The organism is Actinokineospora sp. HUAS TT18 (genome assembly GCF_051364635.1).
Taxonomy (GTDB): domain Bacteria; phylum Actinomycetota; class Actinomycetes; order Mycobacteriales; family Pseudonocardiaceae; genus Actinokineospora.
In genome coordinates this window covers 5,205,714-5,223,551 of the sequence record NZ_CP195645.1, presented here as the reverse complement: position 1 = coordinate 5,223,551, position 17,838 = coordinate 5,205,714, and the positions used below count along the sequence as shown (strand labels likewise).

At 70.3% G+C, this 17,838-nt stretch carries 13 protein-coding genes; 2 read left to right on the top strand and 11 right to left on the bottom strand.

Annotated features, from left to right (window positions below; translation table 11 throughout):
* Nucleotides 1-14: 14 nt before the first annotated feature.
* A complete protein-coding gene (locus ACSHT8_RS23975; protein ID WP_436493147.1) occupies nt 15-731 on the bottom strand; it encodes a DapH/DapD/GlmU-related protein in 717 nt (238 codons plus the stop codon).
* A gap of 166 nt (nt 732-897) precedes the next feature.
* Here ACSHT8_RS23975 and ACSHT8_RS23970 point away from each other — a divergent pair, with 166 nt between their 5' ends.
* Together ACSHT8_RS23970 and ACSHT8_RS23965 are read left to right on the top strand one after the other, a co-directional pair.
* Complete coding sequence (locus ACSHT8_RS23970) at nt 898-3,234, top strand: hypothetical protein (RefSeq protein ID WP_436493146.1); 2,337 nt, start codon at nt 898-900, stop codon at nt 3,232-3,234.
* Entirely contained in the window at nt 3,231-4,271 is a 1,041-nt protein-coding gene (locus ACSHT8_RS23965) for a glycosyltransferase family 2 protein (protein WP_436493145.1), read from the top strand. Before ACSHT8_RS23970 ends, ACSHT8_RS23965 begins: the two co-directional genes overlap by 4 nt.
* Before the next feature lie 3 nt (nt 4,272-4,274).
* On the opposite strand, the gene ACSHT8_RS23960 is transcribed toward ACSHT8_RS23965, so the two are convergent.
* The 10 genes from ACSHT8_RS23960 to ACSHT8_RS23915 all read right to left on the bottom strand — a co-directional run bounded on the left by ACSHT8_RS23960 (nt 4,275) and on the right by ACSHT8_RS23915 (nt 17,732).
* On the bottom strand, nt 4,275-5,696 hold the full coding sequence (locus ACSHT8_RS23960; RefSeq protein WP_436493144.1) for an LGFP repeat-containing protein: 1,422 nt from the start codon (nt 5,694-5,696) through the stop codon (nt 4,275-4,277).
* A gap of 103 nt (nt 5,697-5,799) precedes the next feature.
* A complete protein-coding gene (locus tag ACSHT8_RS23955) occupies nt 5,800-7,179 on the bottom strand; it encodes an LGFP repeat-containing protein (RefSeq protein ID WP_436493143.1) in 1,380 nt (459 codons plus the stop codon).
* Between the two features lie 126 nt (nt 7,180-7,305).
* Nucleotides 7,306-8,949, bottom strand: coding sequence for an LGFP repeat-containing protein (locus ACSHT8_RS23950; RefSeq protein WP_436493142.1), 1,644 nt, complete (start codon nt 8,947-8,949; stop codon nt 7,306-7,308).
* A gap of 229 nt (nt 8,950-9,178) precedes the next feature.
* The gene (locus tag ACSHT8_RS23945) at nt 9,179-11,836 is read right to left on the bottom strand and encodes an N-acetylmuramoyl-L-alanine amidase (RefSeq protein ID WP_436502163.1); all 2,658 of its coding nucleotides are present in this window, start codon (nt 11,834-11,836) and stop codon (nt 9,179-9,181) included.
* Between the two features lie 150 nt (nt 11,837-11,986).
* A complete protein-coding gene (locus ACSHT8_RS23940) occupies nt 11,987-12,964 on the bottom strand; it encodes a lysylphosphatidylglycerol synthase domain-containing protein (RefSeq protein WP_436493141.1) in 978 nt (325 codons plus the stop codon).
* 66 nt (nt 12,965-13,030) lie between these two features.
* Nucleotides 13,031-14,260 carry an acyl-CoA reductase gene (locus ACSHT8_RS23935; RefSeq protein WP_436493140.1) on the bottom strand — a complete coding sequence of 410 codons (1,230 nt, stop codon included), beginning with the start codon at nt 14,258-14,260 and terminating at the stop codon, nt 13,031-13,033.
* Nucleotides 14,257-15,309, bottom strand: a complete 1,053-nt coding sequence (locus tag ACSHT8_RS23930) for an acyl-protein synthetase (RefSeq protein ID WP_436493139.1) — start codon at nt 15,307-15,309, stop codon at nt 14,257-14,259. The genes ACSHT8_RS23935 and ACSHT8_RS23930 overlap by 4 nt, the downstream gene beginning before the upstream one ends.
* Before the next feature lie 70 nt (nt 15,310-15,379).
* Nucleotides 15,380-16,744, bottom strand: coding sequence for an AMP-binding protein (locus tag ACSHT8_RS23925; RefSeq protein WP_436493138.1), 1,365 nt, complete (start codon nt 16,742-16,744; stop codon nt 15,380-15,382).
* Nucleotides 16,741-17,487, bottom strand: a complete 747-nt coding sequence (locus ACSHT8_RS23920; protein WP_436493137.1) for an SDR family NAD(P)-dependent oxidoreductase — start codon at nt 17,485-17,487, stop codon at nt 16,741-16,743. Before ACSHT8_RS23920 ends, ACSHT8_RS23925 begins: the two co-directional genes overlap by 4 nt.
* 8 nt (nt 17,488-17,495) lie before the next feature.
* A complete protein-coding gene (locus ACSHT8_RS23915; RefSeq protein WP_436493136.1) occupies nt 17,496-17,732 on the bottom strand; it encodes an acyl carrier protein in 237 nt (78 codons plus the stop codon).
* Between the last annotated feature and the right edge of the window lie 106 nt (nt 17,733-17,838).

Genomic DNA, 17,838 nt, shown 5'->3' with positions numbered 1-17,838 from the left:
CTTGGTGTGCTTGGTCAGGCGTGCGCGGCGGCGCCCGCGAGAGGGCGCGCGGGCTCGGCGGCCGTCCACCACTCGAACGCGGCGGCCAGCGCGGCCGGGATCTCCGCGGGCACCACATCGCGGGTGTAGCTGTCGCTGAGCAGCGCGATCGCGTCGGCGTCGACCCCGGCCCTGGTCATCCCGACGGAGTTCACCCCGCGCAGCCGCACCGGGCTGCCATAGGCCATCGCGAACGGGGGGACGTCCCGGGTGATCGCCGTGCCCATGCCGACCATCGCGCCCGGGCCGACGACGCGGCGCTGGTGCAGCACCGCGTTCATCCCGATGTTGACCTTGTCCCCGATCTGGGCGTGGCCGCCGAGGCTCACCCCGGCCGACAGGGTCACGCCGTCGCCGATGAGCCCGTCGTGGGCGACGTAGACGCGGTTGAGCAGCCAGCAGTCGGCGCCGATCCGGGTGCGGCGGTAGCTGCCCTGGTGGATGGTCGTCAGCTCGCGCACGACCGTGCGCGGGCCGATCTCGACGCCGACGTGGTCGAGGTCGCCGTCCCACGCGCGGTTGTGCCGCAGGCTGCTGATCTCCGGCGGGGTCCCGATGACGCAGCCGGGTCCGATCCAGCAGTCGTCGCCCACCACGAGCGGGCCGAGCAGCACCGCGCCGGGGCCCACGGTCACATTGGCACCCAGCTCGACACCGTCGCCGACGAGCGCGGAAGGATGGATCTGGTTCACGCGGGGAACTCCTCGGGCCGGGCCGGAACAACGGGGGTTGACAACCGGGCCAGGAGTCTACGTCTGTACCGTGTTCGACTGTTCTGTGCACCAGCCGTCACCCGTACGTGGGTACGGCTTAGGTCGCGGATCCCCGACCCGCTACGAGCTGAGAATGGTTCCGCACATGAGCGTGGGTACGACCGGGCCTGCCGACACCGACGAGCCCGACTCCGCACGCGGTCGGCGCGGGTTCCCCCGGCTGCTGCCGCCGCTGCTGATGCTGCTGGTGGTCGGCGTCGGCGCGGCGCTCCCGCTGATCCGGAACCACATCTTCTATCTGTGGGACGACACCGCGGCCGCCGGTCTGCCGAACTGGCTGCAGATGGCCGAGTCGGTCACCAAGGGCCGCATCCCGCTGCTCGAGCTGGAGATGTGGCGCGGCGGCAACTTCGCCGCCGAGGGCGTCGGCGGCATGTGGAACCCGGTCGTCGTCGCGGTCGCGATCGGCACGTACTACATCGACAACATGGCGATCGCGATCACCTTCGCCAAGACGTTCTTCATGATGGTGATGGCGGGCGGCACCTACCTGCTCGCCCGCGGCTACGCCGTGCGCCCGACCGTGGCCGCCACCCTCGGCGCCGCGCTCCCGCTGGCCGGGTACTCGCTGTTCGTCGACGGCACGGCCTGGGTGAACGCGCTGATCCTGACCGCGTTCACGCCGTGGCTGTGGTGGACGGCCCGCCGGGTGCTGCACAACGGCGGCTCGCTGGTCTGGGTCGTCGTCGCCGGGTACCTGTGCTGCTCGCTGGGCAACCCGTACGGCCTGCTCAGCACCGGTTTCGTCTTCCTCGGCGTGATGGTCGAGGCGTGGGTGTCGGGCAAGCGGCCGAAGATCGTCGGCCTGGTGCTGTCCGGTGCCGCGGTCCTGATGATGAACGTGCTCGTCTACCTGCCGCTGCTGCTGACCTCGCACGTCGGCTACCGCGCGGGCAGCAAGACCTACAACGACGAGTTCCTCGCCCCCACGCTGACCGACTTCATGGGGATGAGCACGCCGTCGTTCCAGCCGTACATCGTCAACTTCAACGTGCCGTACCTGACCGTCCCGGTGATGTACCTGGCCTGGTTCGTGCTGCCGCTGCTCCCGTGGCTGCGCTGGCGGGTGCTGCGCGAGCGGTGGCGCTCCCTGTCGGGCATCTACCTGTTCGGCGCGATCTACCTGCTGCTGATGCTCGGCCCGTCGCAGGTGTGGATGTTCCGCTGGCCGCTGCGGCTCATCGACTTCATGTGGTTCGCCGTCGGCCTGCTGTTCGCCGTCATGGCCACCGAGGGCCTCGTTCGCACCCACTGGCGGCGGCGTGCCATCGGCTCGCTGGGCATCATCTTCGTGGGCGCCTACCTGGCCTGGTCGGACGTGCCCGCGCAGGCGCACCGGCACGCGCTCAGCGCGCTGGTCGTCGTGGTGCTGGTGGCCGCGCTCATCCGCTTCGACGTGATCAGCAGGCTCGGCTACGGCGTGTTCGCCCTCGGCACCCTGCTCGTGCTGGCGTTGCAGGTCACGTGGTTCCCGGGCTGGTACAACGTCAACAACTACCAGTTCCCCAACAGCCGCGCGCTGATCGAGGAGCGGTTCGCCAAGTACGACGGCCTCACTGTGCAGATCGCCGACCTCTACAAGGTCCCGCCGGGCAGCCTGCTGCCCGACAAGGCCTACCAGGACATGCTGTGGGGCAACCTCTACAGCGTCGCGGGCGTGGAGAGCACGACCGCCTACAGCGGCATCGGCTACACCAAGCTCGACGAGAAGCTGTGTGCGCAGTACGAGGGCTCCACGACCTGCCCGGACGCGTGGAACCGCCTGTTCCGCACCGTCCCAGGCTACGACGGGGCGACCTTCGCCGACCTCATCAACGCCAGGACCGTCGTCGTCCAGAACGCGCTGACCAACACCTCGAACTGGACCGCGCCCGCGGGCTGGCACCGGTCGGTGGAGGACGAGGACAGCGGCCTGACCACCGTCTGGAAGCGCACCGACCCGCCGCGCTTCCCCGACGGCAGGCTCTCCCACGTCCCCGACTGCGTCACCATCGACTCCGACGCCAAGACCGACCGCATCGACGAGAAGGTCCGCTTCACCCGCGACAACGCCGACGGTGAGGCGAAGCTGACCTTCGCCAGGCTCAACTGGCCGGGCTACACCGCGACCGTGAACGGCACCGAGGTCCCGGTCGGCACCGGGTTCGCGGGCCTGGTCGAGGTCCCGCTGCCCAAGGGCACCACCAGCGGCGAGATCGAACTCAAGTGGACCCCGCCCGGGTTCACCGCGGGCATCGCGGGCTACATCGCCGGTGGGACCCTCACCCTGGGCCTCGCGATCGTGCCCTGGCTGCTGCGCAGGCGCCGTCCCCGCACGGCCGACGCCCCGACCGACATCGACACCTCATCCTTCGCCGACCTCGACCGCACGCCGGAGCCGGTCGGCACCACGAACTCCGCAGAAGGGGGCGTTCGCCCGTGACCACGCCTGAGCAGCCCGTGAACGGGACCCGTCGACCGCTGGTGACCATCCTCGCCCCGGCGTTCAACGAAGCCGACAACGCCGTCGGCCTGGTCGAGTTCTTCCGGGAGATCCGCGCCTACCGGCCGGACATGGACTTCGAGCTGGTGCTGGTCGACGACGGCTCGGTCGACAACACCGCCGAGATCGTCAAGTCCGCGCTGCGCGAGGGCGACGTCGCCAGGGTCGCGACGCTGTCGCGCAACTTCGGGTCGCACGCGGCGATCACCGCGGGCCTGGCGCTGAGCCGCGGCGACGCCGCGATCACCGTCAGCACCGACCTGCAGGAACCGGTGGAGGCCATCGGCCGGTTCATCGACGCGTGGCAGGCGGGCAACGACATCGTCTGGGGCCTGCGGCAGACCCGCGCGGTGCCCAAGGGTGTCGCGAACTGGATGTCGCGCAAGTTCTCCGTGGTCTTCACCCGGATGGCCGACGGCCCCACCTTCCCGCAGGAAGGCCCGTCGCAGGCGCTGATCTCGCGCGCGGTCATCGACGTGGTCAACCAGATGCCCGAGCGCAACCGCAACGTCATGGGCATGGTCGCGTGGACCGGCTTCACCCAGACCTCGATCTACTTCGAGCAGCTCCCCCGCCCTGCGGGCAAGAGCAAGTGGACCAACAAGAAGAAGATCCGCCTGGTGATCGACTCCTTCGTGGAGTTCTCGTCCGCGCCCTTCCTGATCACGTTCCTGATGGGCCTGGGGATCGGTTTCGTCGGGTTCCTGGGCGCGCTGGCCACGCTGCTCGTCGCGCTGATCTCCTGGACCGCGCCCGTGGGCTGGCTGCTGGTGCTCTCCGCGGTGTTCTTCTTCGCGGGCCTGCAGCTGTCGGTGTTCGGCGGGCTGGGCGAGTACACGTGGCGCGCCGGTGACGACGCCCGCAGGCGCCCGGTGTTCATCCTGCGCGCCGTGCACGACAGCGGAGTCCCGACCAGGAACGCCGCGAACACCGGCACCGCGGCCGCGCCGCGCACGCAGGCGACGAACGCGCTCTGACGGTCAGCCGATAATCGCGACGCATCGAGTGCTCCGGCACTCGATGCGTCCGTTCGCGAACTGCTGCACGGTGACGTCGGGCTTGCGCACCTCGTCGGCGACCGGCAGGCCGAGCTTGCCGGTCCACCCGCCCTGGCGCCACCACTCCGCGCGGATCAGCCCGCGGACGGTCACCGCGCCGCCGGTGGGCACTGTGAAGATCGACGCCTGCCGGAACTGCTGGAACCGCCGCGTGCCGTCGAGGTCCATCTCGTCGTACTCCGGCAGCCCGTCGACGGCGACGTCACCGTCGGCGCGCAGCTTGGCGAGGATCGCGCCCTTGACCAAGTGGGCGCCGCTGTCGCTGCCCCAGATGATCGCGCGGTCGTCGCCGAAGAGCACGTAGAGGCCGCTGACGCCCGCGGTCGGCAGTTGGTCCGAGGTGGGGAAGCCGAGCCCGGCCAGGCTGCCGTTGTCCCAGAACTCCTGGCGCAGCGCGCCCGAGATCCAGTGCGCGCCGGTCGCCTTGGACCAGAAGATGCTCACCGCGTTCTGGAACTGGGCGAACTCGCCTGGCAGGTCCGGCGTTGCGAGCACGTCGGTGACCGGGAGCCCGAACGGGCCCTTGACCGAGTTGAACTCGAGGTACTTGGCGTGCACCTCGGCCGACAGCACCCGCGCCCCGGTCTCGGCTGACCAGTACATGGACCGGTCGGGACCCATGTCGAAGAACCACCCGTTGTTGGGTGTCGGGGCCTGGTCGGTGGTCGGGATCCCGAGTGCGGCGTAGCCGCCGAGCTCGTGGAAGCGCTTTCGCAGCTCCCCGCTGAACCAGAGGCCGCGGCCGCCGTCCGCGGCGTGGATGGTGACCGCGCCGTCGAAGTTGGCGTAGGTGCCCGCGGCACCCGAGGTCCTGGCGACATCGGTGACCGGGAAACCGAACGTGCTGGCCGTCGCACCGAGCGCCCAGTACTTGGCGCGAACCGCGCCGGACAGCACGTGGGCGCCGGTGCCGTCGCTGTAGTAGATCGACGCGCCGCGTGCGAACGCGGTGGCCGCGCCGGGCCTGCCCGCGGTGGCGGCCTGGTCGGCGACCGCGGCACCGTGGGGCGCGGTGGCCAGGTCGGCCTCCCAGCGCGCCTCGATGGCGCCGGAGAACCAGTGCGCGCCGTGGTCGGGGTGCCAGGTGATGGCGACGCGGGTGTTCCACTTCCGGAAGAACCCGGTGAGCGTCCCGTCGGCCTGCGTGGTCGGGCCCTCCAGCGGCGACCCGCCGCCCAGGGCCGAGTACTTGGCCTTGATCGCGTCGACGCCGGTGTCGGACATGACCGCGGCGGACACGTCCTTGGTGGGCTCCTGGGCGCTCGCCGTGACCGGGGTCGCCACGCCGAGTGTCAGCAGGGCGAGCACGGCCGCGGTGCGGGCACAGGACTGATGTACCGACATGGGGACCACTCTCCTCAGACCGTACTCGTACCAGATGGAGCCGCCTTGCACCAAGGAGCCAGGGACCCGATCACAGTCCCTGGCTCCTCGGATGTCGTGCCGATCAGGCGAACGGCGACCAGTAACAGGCGTTCTGCGAGCCGTAGTAGCAGCCCGCGACGCCGCCCTCGAATCGCTGCTCGATCCGATTGCCCAGGTCAGCCTGGTTGTCCAACGGCAGGCCAAGCGCGCCGGTATAGCCGCCGAGCTGCCACCACGTCGAGCGCACCTGCCAGCCGACCGTGAACGCCGTGCCCTCCGGGCCCTGGAAGATCGACGCGGTGCCGAACTGCTGGAACGCCCAGCCGTCCCGGCCCGCCAGGTCGAGCACGCCGGTCTGCGGCAGGCCGTAGCGCGCCACGTCGCCATCGGCGCGCAGCCGGTCGAGGAACGCGTCGTGCACGAACTGAGCTCCGGTGCCCGCACCCCAGAGGATCGCCGCCGACGGGCCGAACAGCACGTAGAGCCCGCTCGCCCCCGAGGTCGGGAGCTGGTCGGTGGTCGGGAAGCCGAGCTTGTCGGTCCCGCCGATGGAGTTCCAGAACAACGCCGCGAGCGCGCCGGACAGCCAGTGCGCGCCGGTCTCCGCCGACCACAGGATCTCGACCGTGCCCTGGAACCGGGTCCGGGTGCCACCGGCGACAGCGACGGTGTCGGTGATGGGGAAGCCGAACACGCTCGCGGTGCCGCCGAGCGCGGCGTACTTCTGGTTGGCCGGGCCGTCGAGCAGCGTCGCGCCGGTCTCCGCAGACCAGTAGATGCCCTTGCCGCCGTCGAAGTCGATCACATAGCCGGACCGGCCCGACGTGATCTGCTGGTCACTGGCCGGGAAGCCGAGCACCCCGAGGCTGCCACCGTCCCAGAACTTCTGGCGCAGCGCGCCGGAGATCCAGTGCGGCGCGGCGCCGTTCTTGGCGAAGATGCTGACCATGCCCTGGAACTGGGCGAACGTGCCACCCTCGACCGGCAGCACGTCGGTCTCCGGGAAGCCGAGCGCACCCGCGGTGTGCCCCATCTCCCAGTACTTCTGCCGCACGGGACCCGACAGCGCGTGCGCGCCGGTGGCGTCGCTGTAGTAGATCGACACGCCGTTGGCGTACCCCGCGGCGGCCCCCGGCCTGCCCACGGTCGGGCCCTGGTCGGCGACCGCGGCACCGAACGACGGCTGCCACTTGGCGTTGATGTTGCCGGAGAACCAGTGCGCACCCCAGCCCGACGCCCATGTGATCGCGACCGTCGTGCCCCACTTCGCGAACCGGGCGACCTTGCCGCCACCGGGCAGGTCGGCCCAGTCGCCGAGCGGGCCACCGCCGCCGAGTTCGGCGTACTTCTGCTGGATCGCGGCCGTGCCCTGGTCCTGGGCCGCCGCGGGAGCCACGGTCCCCAGCGCCAGGGCCGCGACCAGCGCCGCGACCTTCACCGTGCGCAATGCGCCCACGCGCATGACATCGTCCTCCGAGAAAGGGGGGCCGCGCCGCATGGTCGGGCGCGATGTCCCAAGTAGAACCCAGAACGCCGCAGCGGGCTCGGCGGAGTACCGCCGAGCCCGCGTCGGGATATCAGGGGTGTATCAGTTGCGCTCAGTCGCGCGGATGACGAACCGGCCATCGCGGACCGGCGCCACCGCGGACTTCTTGTCCGCCGCCGCCGTCGAGTTCTGCGTGTGCGGGTACGGCGAGGTGCCGTACTCCCAGTCGCAGTAGTCGTCGTCGGGGTTGGCCGGGCGGAAGTCGCAGTAGAGGTACCCGTTCTCGAACTGCTGCACCACGAACGCGTCGTACGGGTAGTACTCCATGGCGGTCGGCATGCCGAGGGTGCCGGTGTAGCCGCCGAGGTACCACCAGCCCTCACGCATGACCCAGCCGACGGTCAGCGGACCGTACGGGGTCTCGAAGATCGACGCGTGCGCGAACTGCTGGAAGGTCGAGCGGCCGGGCAGGCCGATGCGCTCGGTGTTCGGGAAGCCGTAGTACTTGACGTCGCCGTCGGACCGCAGGCGGGCCAGGAAGTCGCCGGACACCTCGAAGGCGCCGACGCCCGCGTTCCACAGGATCGCCTTGTCCGCGCCGAACAGGATGTACAGGCCGCTGTTGCCCCAGATGTCGCCCGTGCCCAGCTGGTCGGAGGTGGGCAGACCGAAGCGGCCGATGCTGCCGTTGTTCCAGAACCGCTGGCGCAGCGCGCCGGAGATCCAGTGCGCGCCGGTCGGCTCGGACCAGAAGATGCTGACCTGGCCCTGGAACTGCGCGAACTTGCCCGCCACACCCGGGGTGTCGAGGACGTCGGTCTCCGGGAAGCCGAAGTTGCTCTGGATGCCGCCGAGCGCGAGGTACTTGGCCTTCACGGGGCCGTCCTCGAGCAGGGTGGCACCGGTCTGGGCGGTCCAGTAGATCGTGCGGCCCTTGGGCAGCTCGACGGTGTAGCCCTGGCGGTTGAAGTAGAACTCCTGGTCGGAGACCGGGTAGCCAAGACCCGCGATGCTGCCCATGTTCCAGAACTTCTGGCGCAGCGCGCCGGAGATCCAGACCGCCGGGCCGTTGCTCGGGTCGAAGATCGAGACCTGGCCCTGGAACTGCGCGAACTCGCCCGCGACGTTGTTCTCGCTCGGCGGGAGGATCAGGTTGTCGGTCTCCGGGAAGCCGAAGGAGCCCGCGGTGTGGCCAAGCGCCCAGTACTTCGAGCGGACCTCACCGGAGAGCGTGTGCGCGCCGGTGCTGTCGCTGTAGTAGACCGAGAAGCCCTTGTCGAAACCCGCGGCCGCACCCGGGCGGCCGATGGTCGCACCCTGGTCGGCCACCGCGTAGCCGTAGACGTCGGCGCCACCCGCCGCGGTCCACTTGGCCGCGATCGCACCGGAGAACCAGTGCGCGCCGTAGGCGGAGTTCCACGTGATGACGACCGTGGTGCCCCACTTGGCGAAGCTGGCGAACTTGCCGCCGTCGGCCGCGGTGGTGATCTCGGAGAGCGGGCCGCTCTCACCGAAGGTGGCGTACTTCTGCTGGATCGCGAGCGTGCCCGCGTCCGGCTCATCTGCCGCCGGAGCGGGCTCGGCCGCGGGAGCGGCCGGTGCCTGCTGCGCGGCGGGCGCCTGCTCGGCGGGCGCCGCGGTGACCGCGGAGTCCGAAGTAGACGGAGTGGTCGGAGTCGTCGGGGCCTGCTGCGCGAGTGCGGGGAGCGCGGTCAGCACGACCGAGCCCGCCGCGAGCGCAGCCACGAAGGCAGCCCGAATTGGACGGTTAGAACCCATGCAAGGTCCCCCATAGGAAGAGCGGCCGTGAGACCCACCCAGAGGCCGCGTACGAGAAATACTTCGCAAGTATGCCGGAAAAGCCCGGCGATCGTTATGAACTTTCGGCGTCGCCGCAATAACTATGTGGCGCTATTTTTGGTTGAGCGGTAACACGTGGGGCTTGCCCACCGATAGACAAGCCCCACGTGGACAGTCACCCGGAAACCGTTACCTGGCAGGTGTTCGCCGCGGCGAGGTCAGTGCACTGCACTGTGCCATGATCGAAGCTCTGCCGCCAGATGCCATTGGCCTTCGTTATATCGGACGCGGGCAGCCCCAACGGACCGCCGACTCCCCCGGATGCCCACCAGGTGTCGCGCAGAGCCCAACCGAGTGTGACGTAGTTCGTCTCGCGTTCGAAAACCGTCGCCCGGGCGAACTGCTGGAAACGGGCTGTCGTGCCGGTGATCGGCAGCACTTCGTAGCCGGGGAATCCGAACGCCGCGACATCCCCGCCCGAGCGCAATTCGGAGAGGAACCCGTCGTGCACGAACTTGGCTCCGATCGAGGCCGTCCACAGGATCACCCGGTTCGGTCCGAACAGGACGTACAGGCCGGATTCGCCTGACGGGCCGCTGGTGGGGTACTGGTCGGAGGTCGGCAGCCCGAAGGCGGCCGGGCCACCACCGTCGCGGTAGCGCTGGCGCAGCGCACCGGAGATCCAGTGGCCGCCGGTCGACGGCGAGGCATAGATGCTGACCAGGTTCTGGAAGTCGGCGAACTGGCCGCCCGCGCCCGCGTCGGCGACGTCGCTGGTCGGGTAGCCCGCGATTCCGGTGGTGTGCCCAAGTTCCCAGTACTTCTGGCGCACCAGCCCAGAAAGCCGGTGCGCGCCCGTGGGCCCGGAGAAGTAGATCGAGTAGTCCTTGTCGAACGCCGCGGCGGCGCCGACCGACCCGATCGCGGACTGGTCGGCCACCGCCGAGCCTGACCTGCCGCCGCTGTTCCACTTGTCGTAGATCGCGCCGGAGAACCAGTGCGCGCCCACCGTCTTGTTCCAGGTGATCGCCACCGTGGTGCCCCACTTGGTGAAGATCGCGTACTGGTCGAATCCCGAACCGACCACGATCTCCAGCGGGCCGCCGCCGCCCATCTCGTTGTACTTCTGCCGCATCGCGCGAGTGCCGATGGCCTCGGCCATCGCGCATCCGCCCCCGGGTGTGCACAGCACGTTCCCCCCGGTGAACCGCTGCTCGATCGAGCCATCCGGCCAGTGGTAGGTCTCGTTGGCGGGAAGTCCCAGATTCGGCGTCACCGCATGGAACGCGCGGATCGGCGGCTCGACGGTGACCAATCCGGGACCCGCGATCTGGTAGATCCGGTAACCGGCGGTGAAGTCCTGCCAGTACGTCGTGGCGTCGATGGCCACCGGGTCGGCGATCGGCACACCGTATTTGGCTGTACCGGAACGAGAGTCGAAGTAGTACGACCACGTCCCCCAGAACGCGACCGCGCCCGTCGCGCCGCTGTAGTAGAGCCGGTAGTCGTTGGAGAACGGGACGACGACGCCCTGCCCGCCGGGGATCGGCACCGACGTCTGGTCTGCGGTGGGCCAGCCGTAGATGCCCTGCGCGCCGCCCGCCAGCCACTTGGCCTGCACCGCGCCGGAGAACCAGCGGGTGCCGTGGGTCGGGTGGCTGGTGACCCGGACGTTGCCGGACTCGAACCGCGCGCTCCGTCCGTCGCCGAGGGGTGCCTCGACCTCGTAGACGCCGCCGTAGAAGCTGTTGTCGCCGCCCGCGGCGTTCCACTTCTGGTAGATCGGGGAGTTCCAGGTGTTCGCCTCGTCGATCAGGGTGGCGACCCGGGTGCGGATGTTGCCCAGGTTGGCGTAGCCGAGATCGCCGGGGCACTCGGTGAAGCCGCTGTCGCGGTGGCCGAAGATCACCGGCAGGGTGACCGTGGTGCCCGCGGGCCAGCGCGCGGTGCCGCCGCCCTTCGACGTCAGCTGGGTGGTGCCCAGCGGGTTGCGGTAGCTGCCGCCGAGCTTCCACGCCGCGATCCGGGAGACGGCCTCGTGCTGGGCGTCGCTGGGGGGCACCGAGGTGAAGGTGCCCAGCATGGAGATGCCGAAGACGTAGGTGTTGAAGCCGCCGGTGTGCGCGCCGATGGTCGGGTACTGCAGGCCGCCGGTGCGGCCCTCGAACACGGTGCCGCACTTGTCGACGAGCGCGCTGTAGCCGATGTCGCCCCAGTCCATGTCGATGGCGTGGTAGCGGTAGATGGCGCGGATCAGGCTGGCGGACTCGGCGCAGGTGTAGTCGTTGGTGCCCGCGGTGTGGTGGATGGAGACGGCCTTGGTGGTCGAGGCGTACTCGGCGGGCCAGCCCATGAGGCTCTCGTCGGCGCCCCATTCGGCGCGGGTGACGACGGCGGGGCGGTCCGGGGTGGCCTGGACGCGGGGCACGGTGGACTTGGCCGGGTCGGCGCCGGGGTCGACGGTGACCAGGGTCAGCCGGGCGACGTCGGCCGAGCGGATCTGGACGGTGTCGGCGCGGCCGGTCCAGACCGGCTCGCTGCCCGCGCTCCCGCGGCGGACGTCAGCGCTGTCGGTGGCCGGGTCGACCGTGGTCCAGGCCGCCCAGGAGCCGTCGGGCTCGCGGTGGCGCAGTTCGACCTTGGCCGGTGCCGCGCCCGTCCACTTGACCCCGACCAGCGAGAACGGCTTGTCGGTGTGGACCTCGCGGACGTTCGGCTCGACGGCCGTCGCGCCCGCCAGGCCGATCTCGGCCGACGCGGACTTGGCGGCCGGAGCCGGAGCCTGCGCGGCCGCCTGTTGTGGCAGCAAGACGGTCGTGGCCAGCGCGGCCACGACCAAGGCAGCACGGTATGCACCGTGTGAAGGCATGTAGTTGTCCCCTAGTGATCACGCACGGAGCCCCGCCCCCAGTGCACGCGGTGGTCACCGTCGAGTATGCCCGCAAATCACCGGGTCACAAGCTGAGACCTGAAACCTTCACAACTACGCGTTGGCGGCGGGCAGGGGAACCCGCCAGCGGGCCAGCAGCGCGGCCACCCCGGCGGTGGTCAGGTCGGCGACCAGGAACATCACCCGGGACACGACGGCGAAGGCCAGCGCCTGGCCGTACGGCAGGGCGCTGAGGAGCACGGCGACGATGACGCCGTCGCGCACGCCCGCCCCGGACGGCAGCACGAAGACGAACATGCCCGCGTTGAGCCCGATCGCGACCGCGCCGGTGCACAGCAGCAGGCCGGTCAGGCCCGATGCCGCGCCGACCGCGTCGGCCAGGATCCACAGGTGCAGGCCGTAGAAGAAGTACGACACGATCTGGAAGCCGAGGGCCTCGCCGACCATGCGGAAATGCAGCGGCCGCTCCAGCGGGCTGCGCTTGATGAGCTTGAGGACCTTGTTGGTGCCCCAGTTGAGGAGCCGGGGGTGCAGCGCGAGCAGGCCGACCGGCAGCAGCACGGCGAAGAAGATCGCGCCGGGGAACTTGTCGATCAGCACGGGCAGCGCGAGCACCCCGAACAGCGCGGCGGCCACCATCGCCAGGCCCACCTGGACCAGGGAGGCGGTGAAGATCCGCGCGCGGCCGATCTTCGCCTTGCGGGCGAGTTCCATCTGCAGCAGGTACGCCCACACCGAGCCGGGCACGTACTTGCCGAGCGAGCCGACCAGGTTGATCTGCGCGCAGCGGAACACCCCGACGTGCGGGCCGAGGTCCTCGACCAGGGTGCGCCAGGCCATCACGCCGATGGAGATACCGACGATGACCGACAGCTCCGACAGCAGGACGCTGCCCCACGGGAGGGTCTTGAGGGTGTCCCAGACGGTGTTCCAGTTCCGCGACAGCGTCCACACCGCGCCCGCGATGACGACGACGAGCAGCAGACGCCGCGCCCACGCCACGGCGATGGACTTGAGCGAGCTGCCCTTCTTCGCCTCGGTTTCCTGGGTGACGTCGACGTCGACGGTCATAAGGTCCTCGGACTCCTGACTGGGTTCGCCCGCAGAGGCGTCTGGTCGAGAAAGCATAAGTCGGTTTCAGACCGTGACCGTGACCAGCCTGCTGAACTCCGCCAGCAGGTCGTAGCCGTCCCAGACGGCGGAGAAGGTCAGCGCGGAGCCGAACGGGACAATTCGGTCGATGCCCCGGCCCGCCAGGGTGTGCGCCAGCGCCACCAGGTCGGGGCGGTCGAAACCGAAGCAGCTCAGTGTCTGGTCCTTGCGGCCGATCACCGCCGCGAGCTCGTCGAGCGAGCCGACGGTGGCCATCGGGAAGGTGCCCGCGCCGAGCCACTCGCGCGGCACCGCCGAGGGCTCGACCAGTTCCAGCGTCGCCACCGCGTTGCCGTCGAACCGCAGGTCGGTGGCCAGACCGTCGGCGGCGACGCCGTAGGTCGACACCCGCTTCTGCACGGCCATGGCGGGCTCGACGACGTGCTGCTTGTCGGCGAGGACCTTGCCGAGGAGCGCGCGGAACTCGGTGCGCGCGGTCACCGCCCGGTCGGGGTCGCCGACCCAGAACAGCGTGCGCGGCGAGGCGCAGGCGGCCTGGTCGAACCAGTACGAGTCGTTGTAGAAGCCGACCGCCGCGTCGCGCCGCTGCTCGACGGTCGCGGCGTCCCACCCGGCGACCGACACCGCGGCGAACGACGCCCGGTCGGGGAAGGTCAGGTCGCGCGCGTGCGGAGCGAGCGGGTGCCTGCGGACCTCGGTCACCGCGCGGTCGCCACCCCAGATGACCCGCAGGTCACAGGCGGCGGACAGCGCGGCGGTGACCGCGTCGTCGCGGTCGTAGGTGACCATGCGCTGGGTCTGGGCGACGGCGGGGTGGGCCTCGGCGAGCGCCTCGTTGAGCGCGTCGATGACCGCGCTCGCCGCGCCCGCCGACCGGGGCGAGATGCGCACGACGTTGCGGTTGCCCGCCAGCGCCGACAGCGCCCACGAGTAGACGAAGATCGTGTCGACGTTCGCGGGCGGCACGTGGAAGGCCAGGCCGCGCGGGAAGCGCAGCACGCCGTCCCTGGTCTCGGCCGTGGCCAGCGCCTTGCCGATCTCACCTCGGCGCAGGAAGAAGCCGAGCGAGGCCAGCTCCGGGAACCGGCGCGCGGTGGCCGGGGCGAGCAGCTTGCGGGCGAACTTGACCAGGAAGTCGACGATCCGGTCGTCACCGACAGTGAGCGGGCCGCCCTCCGGGGTGCCCGTCAGCTCGGCCAGCAGGTTTTCGACTTCCGTGTCGGGACCGGCCGGGAACCGTTGGGTGATCTTCACGCGGCGGCTCCAGAGAAGGTGTCCGAGCAGCCGCGGGCCTCGGCCTTGGGCAGCCTGCCGAGCACGGAGAACCGCTTGCCCGGCCAGTCGCCGTCGTCGACGCCGTGGACGACGCCGAGGTCCTCGGTGAGCAGGACGTGCCCCGGGTAGGAGCGCGGCAGCGTGCTCACCACCTCGATCACGCCCGGCACGCCGACCGGCTGCTCCGCCCACGTCTCCGGGTCGCGGATCACCACGTCGGCGAAGTCCGGGCAGTACAGCGAGTTGCCCGACGGGCCTTCGACGAACACGGTGCCGATCTGCTCGATCATCCCGTAGTAGTTGTGGATCCTGGTCAGCCCGGTGTCCTCTTTGAACCGGCGGCGGAACTCGGCGTTGTCGACCGCGCGGTCGATCAGCTTCTTCCAGCCGCCGGAGTGGATCAGGATGCCGTTGGACAGGTCGAGCCCGTGGTCGCGGGCGACCTCGTAGAGGTACAGCCAGACCATGAAGGTGAAGCCGAAGATCAGGAACGGCTTGTCGCCGAACTCGGCGAGGAACTTCTTGACCGCCTCGATGTCGGGCTGGTCGTTCTCGTCGAGCACGTAGACGTGTTTGCGGCCGAAGTTGGCCATGCCGAGGACACCGGCGCCGCGCGCGGAGAAGGAGCGGCGGTTCTTGATGATGCTGACGGTGTCGACCATGAGCATCGGCAGCCGCTCGTTGCCCAGGACGGTCCGCAGCGTGGCGCCGAGCATCTTGGTCTGCGCGGCGGCGGCTTCCTTGTCCAGGTAGATCCGCGAGGCGCCGGAGCCGGTGGTGCCCGACGAGGTGAGGATCTTGAACACCTCGTCCTCGGGGACGCTGCGCAGCTCGTGGGTCTTGAACATGCGCACCGGCAGCCACGGCAGGTCGGCGACCGAGTCGAACGCGGTCGGCGTGCCGAGCGAGGACAGGATCCGGTCGTACGGCGCGCAGGCCGCGCGGTGGTGGGCGGTCAGCTCGGTGAGCACGGGCAGCAGCGCGGCCTCGCGCTCGGCCTGGCTGAGCTGGAACAGGCTTTCACTCATGACGCCCCCTCGCAGGCTCCGTGGCCCCGCTCGTGGGCACCCTGTGACAACGGTTCACTCGCAAGCTCGCTCACAGGTCCGCCTCCAACGAGCGGTAATCGATCTTGCCGCTGGGCAGCAGCGGCAGTGCGTCAACCGACCGTACGTCGAATCCGGTGACATGCAGGTGCAGCCGCTCGGCCAGCGCCTTCGCCGCGGCCCTGCGGTCGCGGTCGTGGCCTTCGAGGAACACCACGACCTTGTCGCCCGCGGCCACGGCGGCGACGGCGCCGCCGACGATCCGCTCGATGTCGTCGAGGCTGACCCGGTTGCCGAAGACCTTGCCGATGCGCTTGAGCCTGCCGGTGATGAACAGGTAGCCCTCGGCGTCGAGGTGGCCGACGTCGCCGGTGGCCAGCAGCCCGCCGACCTGATCGCCGTCGGCGAGTTCGGCGGCGGTCTCGGCGTAGCCCATCATCACGTTGGGGCCGCGGTAGAGGACCTCGCCGGTGACGTCGGGTTCGGTGGTCTCCGACCCGTCGTCCAGGCGAATGCTGAAAGCGCCGCCGGGCAGCGCGGGACCGGCCGACCCGAGCTTGTCGGCGAGCCGCTCGGCGGGCACGGTGGCCATCCGGGGCGCGGCCTCGGTCTGGCCGTACATGACGAACATGCGTCCGCCCGCGTCGATCATCTTGGCGTTGAACTCGGTGACGAGCTCGGGTCGCAGCCTGCCGCCCGCCTGGGTCAGCGTGCGCAGGCTCGGATACTTGGCCGGGTCGAAGCGCAGTCGCCGCAGCATCTCGTAGTGGTACGGGACGCCCGCCAGCGAAGTGATCTTGTGTTCCTCGACGGCCTGCCAGAACGGCCTGCCCATCACGCCGGTCGGCTCGACCACGACGGTCGCGCCGCGCACGAGGTGGCTGTTCAGGACCGACAGGCCGTAGCTGTAGTGCAGCGGGAGACTGGTCGGCGCGACCTCGTCGGCGTCGATCGCGAGCACGTCGGCGATGGCCTCGGCGTTGGACAGCACAGCCGAGCGCGACAGGCGCACGAGCTTCGGGTTGCCGGTCGAGCCGCTGGTCGGCAGCAGGATCCCCAGGTCGGGATGGGGGTGGACGGTGTCGGAGTCGCGTACCCAGTCCGCCGAGTACCCGGCGGGGGGCTCGCCTGCCGGGTTGAGCACGGCGGCGGGCTGGAACCGGTCGACCAGATCGGCCAGCAGATCGGCGTCGAGCGCGACGTCGAGCAGGGCGACCGCCCGGCCCGCCCGCCAAGCGCCCAGATAGCGCAGGACACTCGGGAGATCCAGCTCCATCCGCGCGAACAACACGCCCGCGGGCAGCGCGGCCAGCTCGGCGGCGACCCGATCGATCTCCGCGTGCAGCTCGGCCCCGTCCAGCACCACGCCGGTCGCGGCGTCCACCAGCCGGGCGTCCGGGTGGACCAGCGCCGTCACAGCACCAGACCCCCGTCGACCCCCAGCACCTGACCGGTGACGAACGAGGCGTCGTCGCTGACCAGGAAGCGGATGACCTTGGCGACCTCGGCCGCGTCGCCCAGCCTGCCCAGCGACGTGTCGGCGACAACCTTGGCCAACACCTCGTCCGACTGGCCCGCGATCAGGTCCGTGCGGATGACGCCGGGGGCGACCGCGTTGACGCGGATGTTGTAGCGGCCCAGTTCCTTCGCCGCCGACTTCGCGACGGCGGCCACCGCGGCCTTGGACGCGGCGTAGACGGTCTGGCCGGAGTTGCCGCGCTCGCCGACGATCGAGCCGAGCAGCACGATCGAGCCGGTCTTCTTGCGCATCATGGCGCGGGCGGCGGCCTGCACGGTGGCGATGGTGCCCGCGACGTTGGTGGTGAGCATGGCGTCGACGTGGGCGTCGGCGATCATGCCGATCAGCGCGCCGTCGAGCACGCCCGCGCTGGCGACCAGCGCGTCGATCCTGCCGTGCTCCTTGGCCACCGCGCGGAAGGTGTCCTTGACCGAGGCCGGGTCGGTGACGTCGAGCGCGACGCCGGTCACCGCGGCGCCGGTGGCGTCGGCGATCTCCTGGGCGCGCTGCTTGGCCGCGGCCTCGTCGCGACCGGTGAGCACGACCGTGGCGCCCGCCTCGGCGAGCGCGGTCGCGGTCGCGAACCCGATGCCACGGGTGCCGCCGGTGACGACGGCCACCTTGTCATTCAGGTCACTCACCGGCCTTGTCACTCCACTCCGAAGCCGGCGAGCATGTCGAGCGCGACCTTGAAGCTGCTCATGTCGATCACCTGGTCGGTCTCGAACTGCACGTCGAACTCGTCTTCGATGGCCGCGACGAGCGCCATGTGCCCGACGGAGTCCCACGCGTCGATGTCGCGGTACTTCAGGCTTTCGACGTCGACGTCGTCATCGAGCTGCAGTGCGTCGACGAAGACGGTCCGCAGGCGCTCCGACAGGCTCATGTGGCGAACTCCCAGGTAGTGCGGCAGAGGAGGAACACGGCCCGGGTTGCGGCCGGACCACTACGAGGGTAACGGTTCGGCACGCCCGCTCCCGACCCGGACGGCC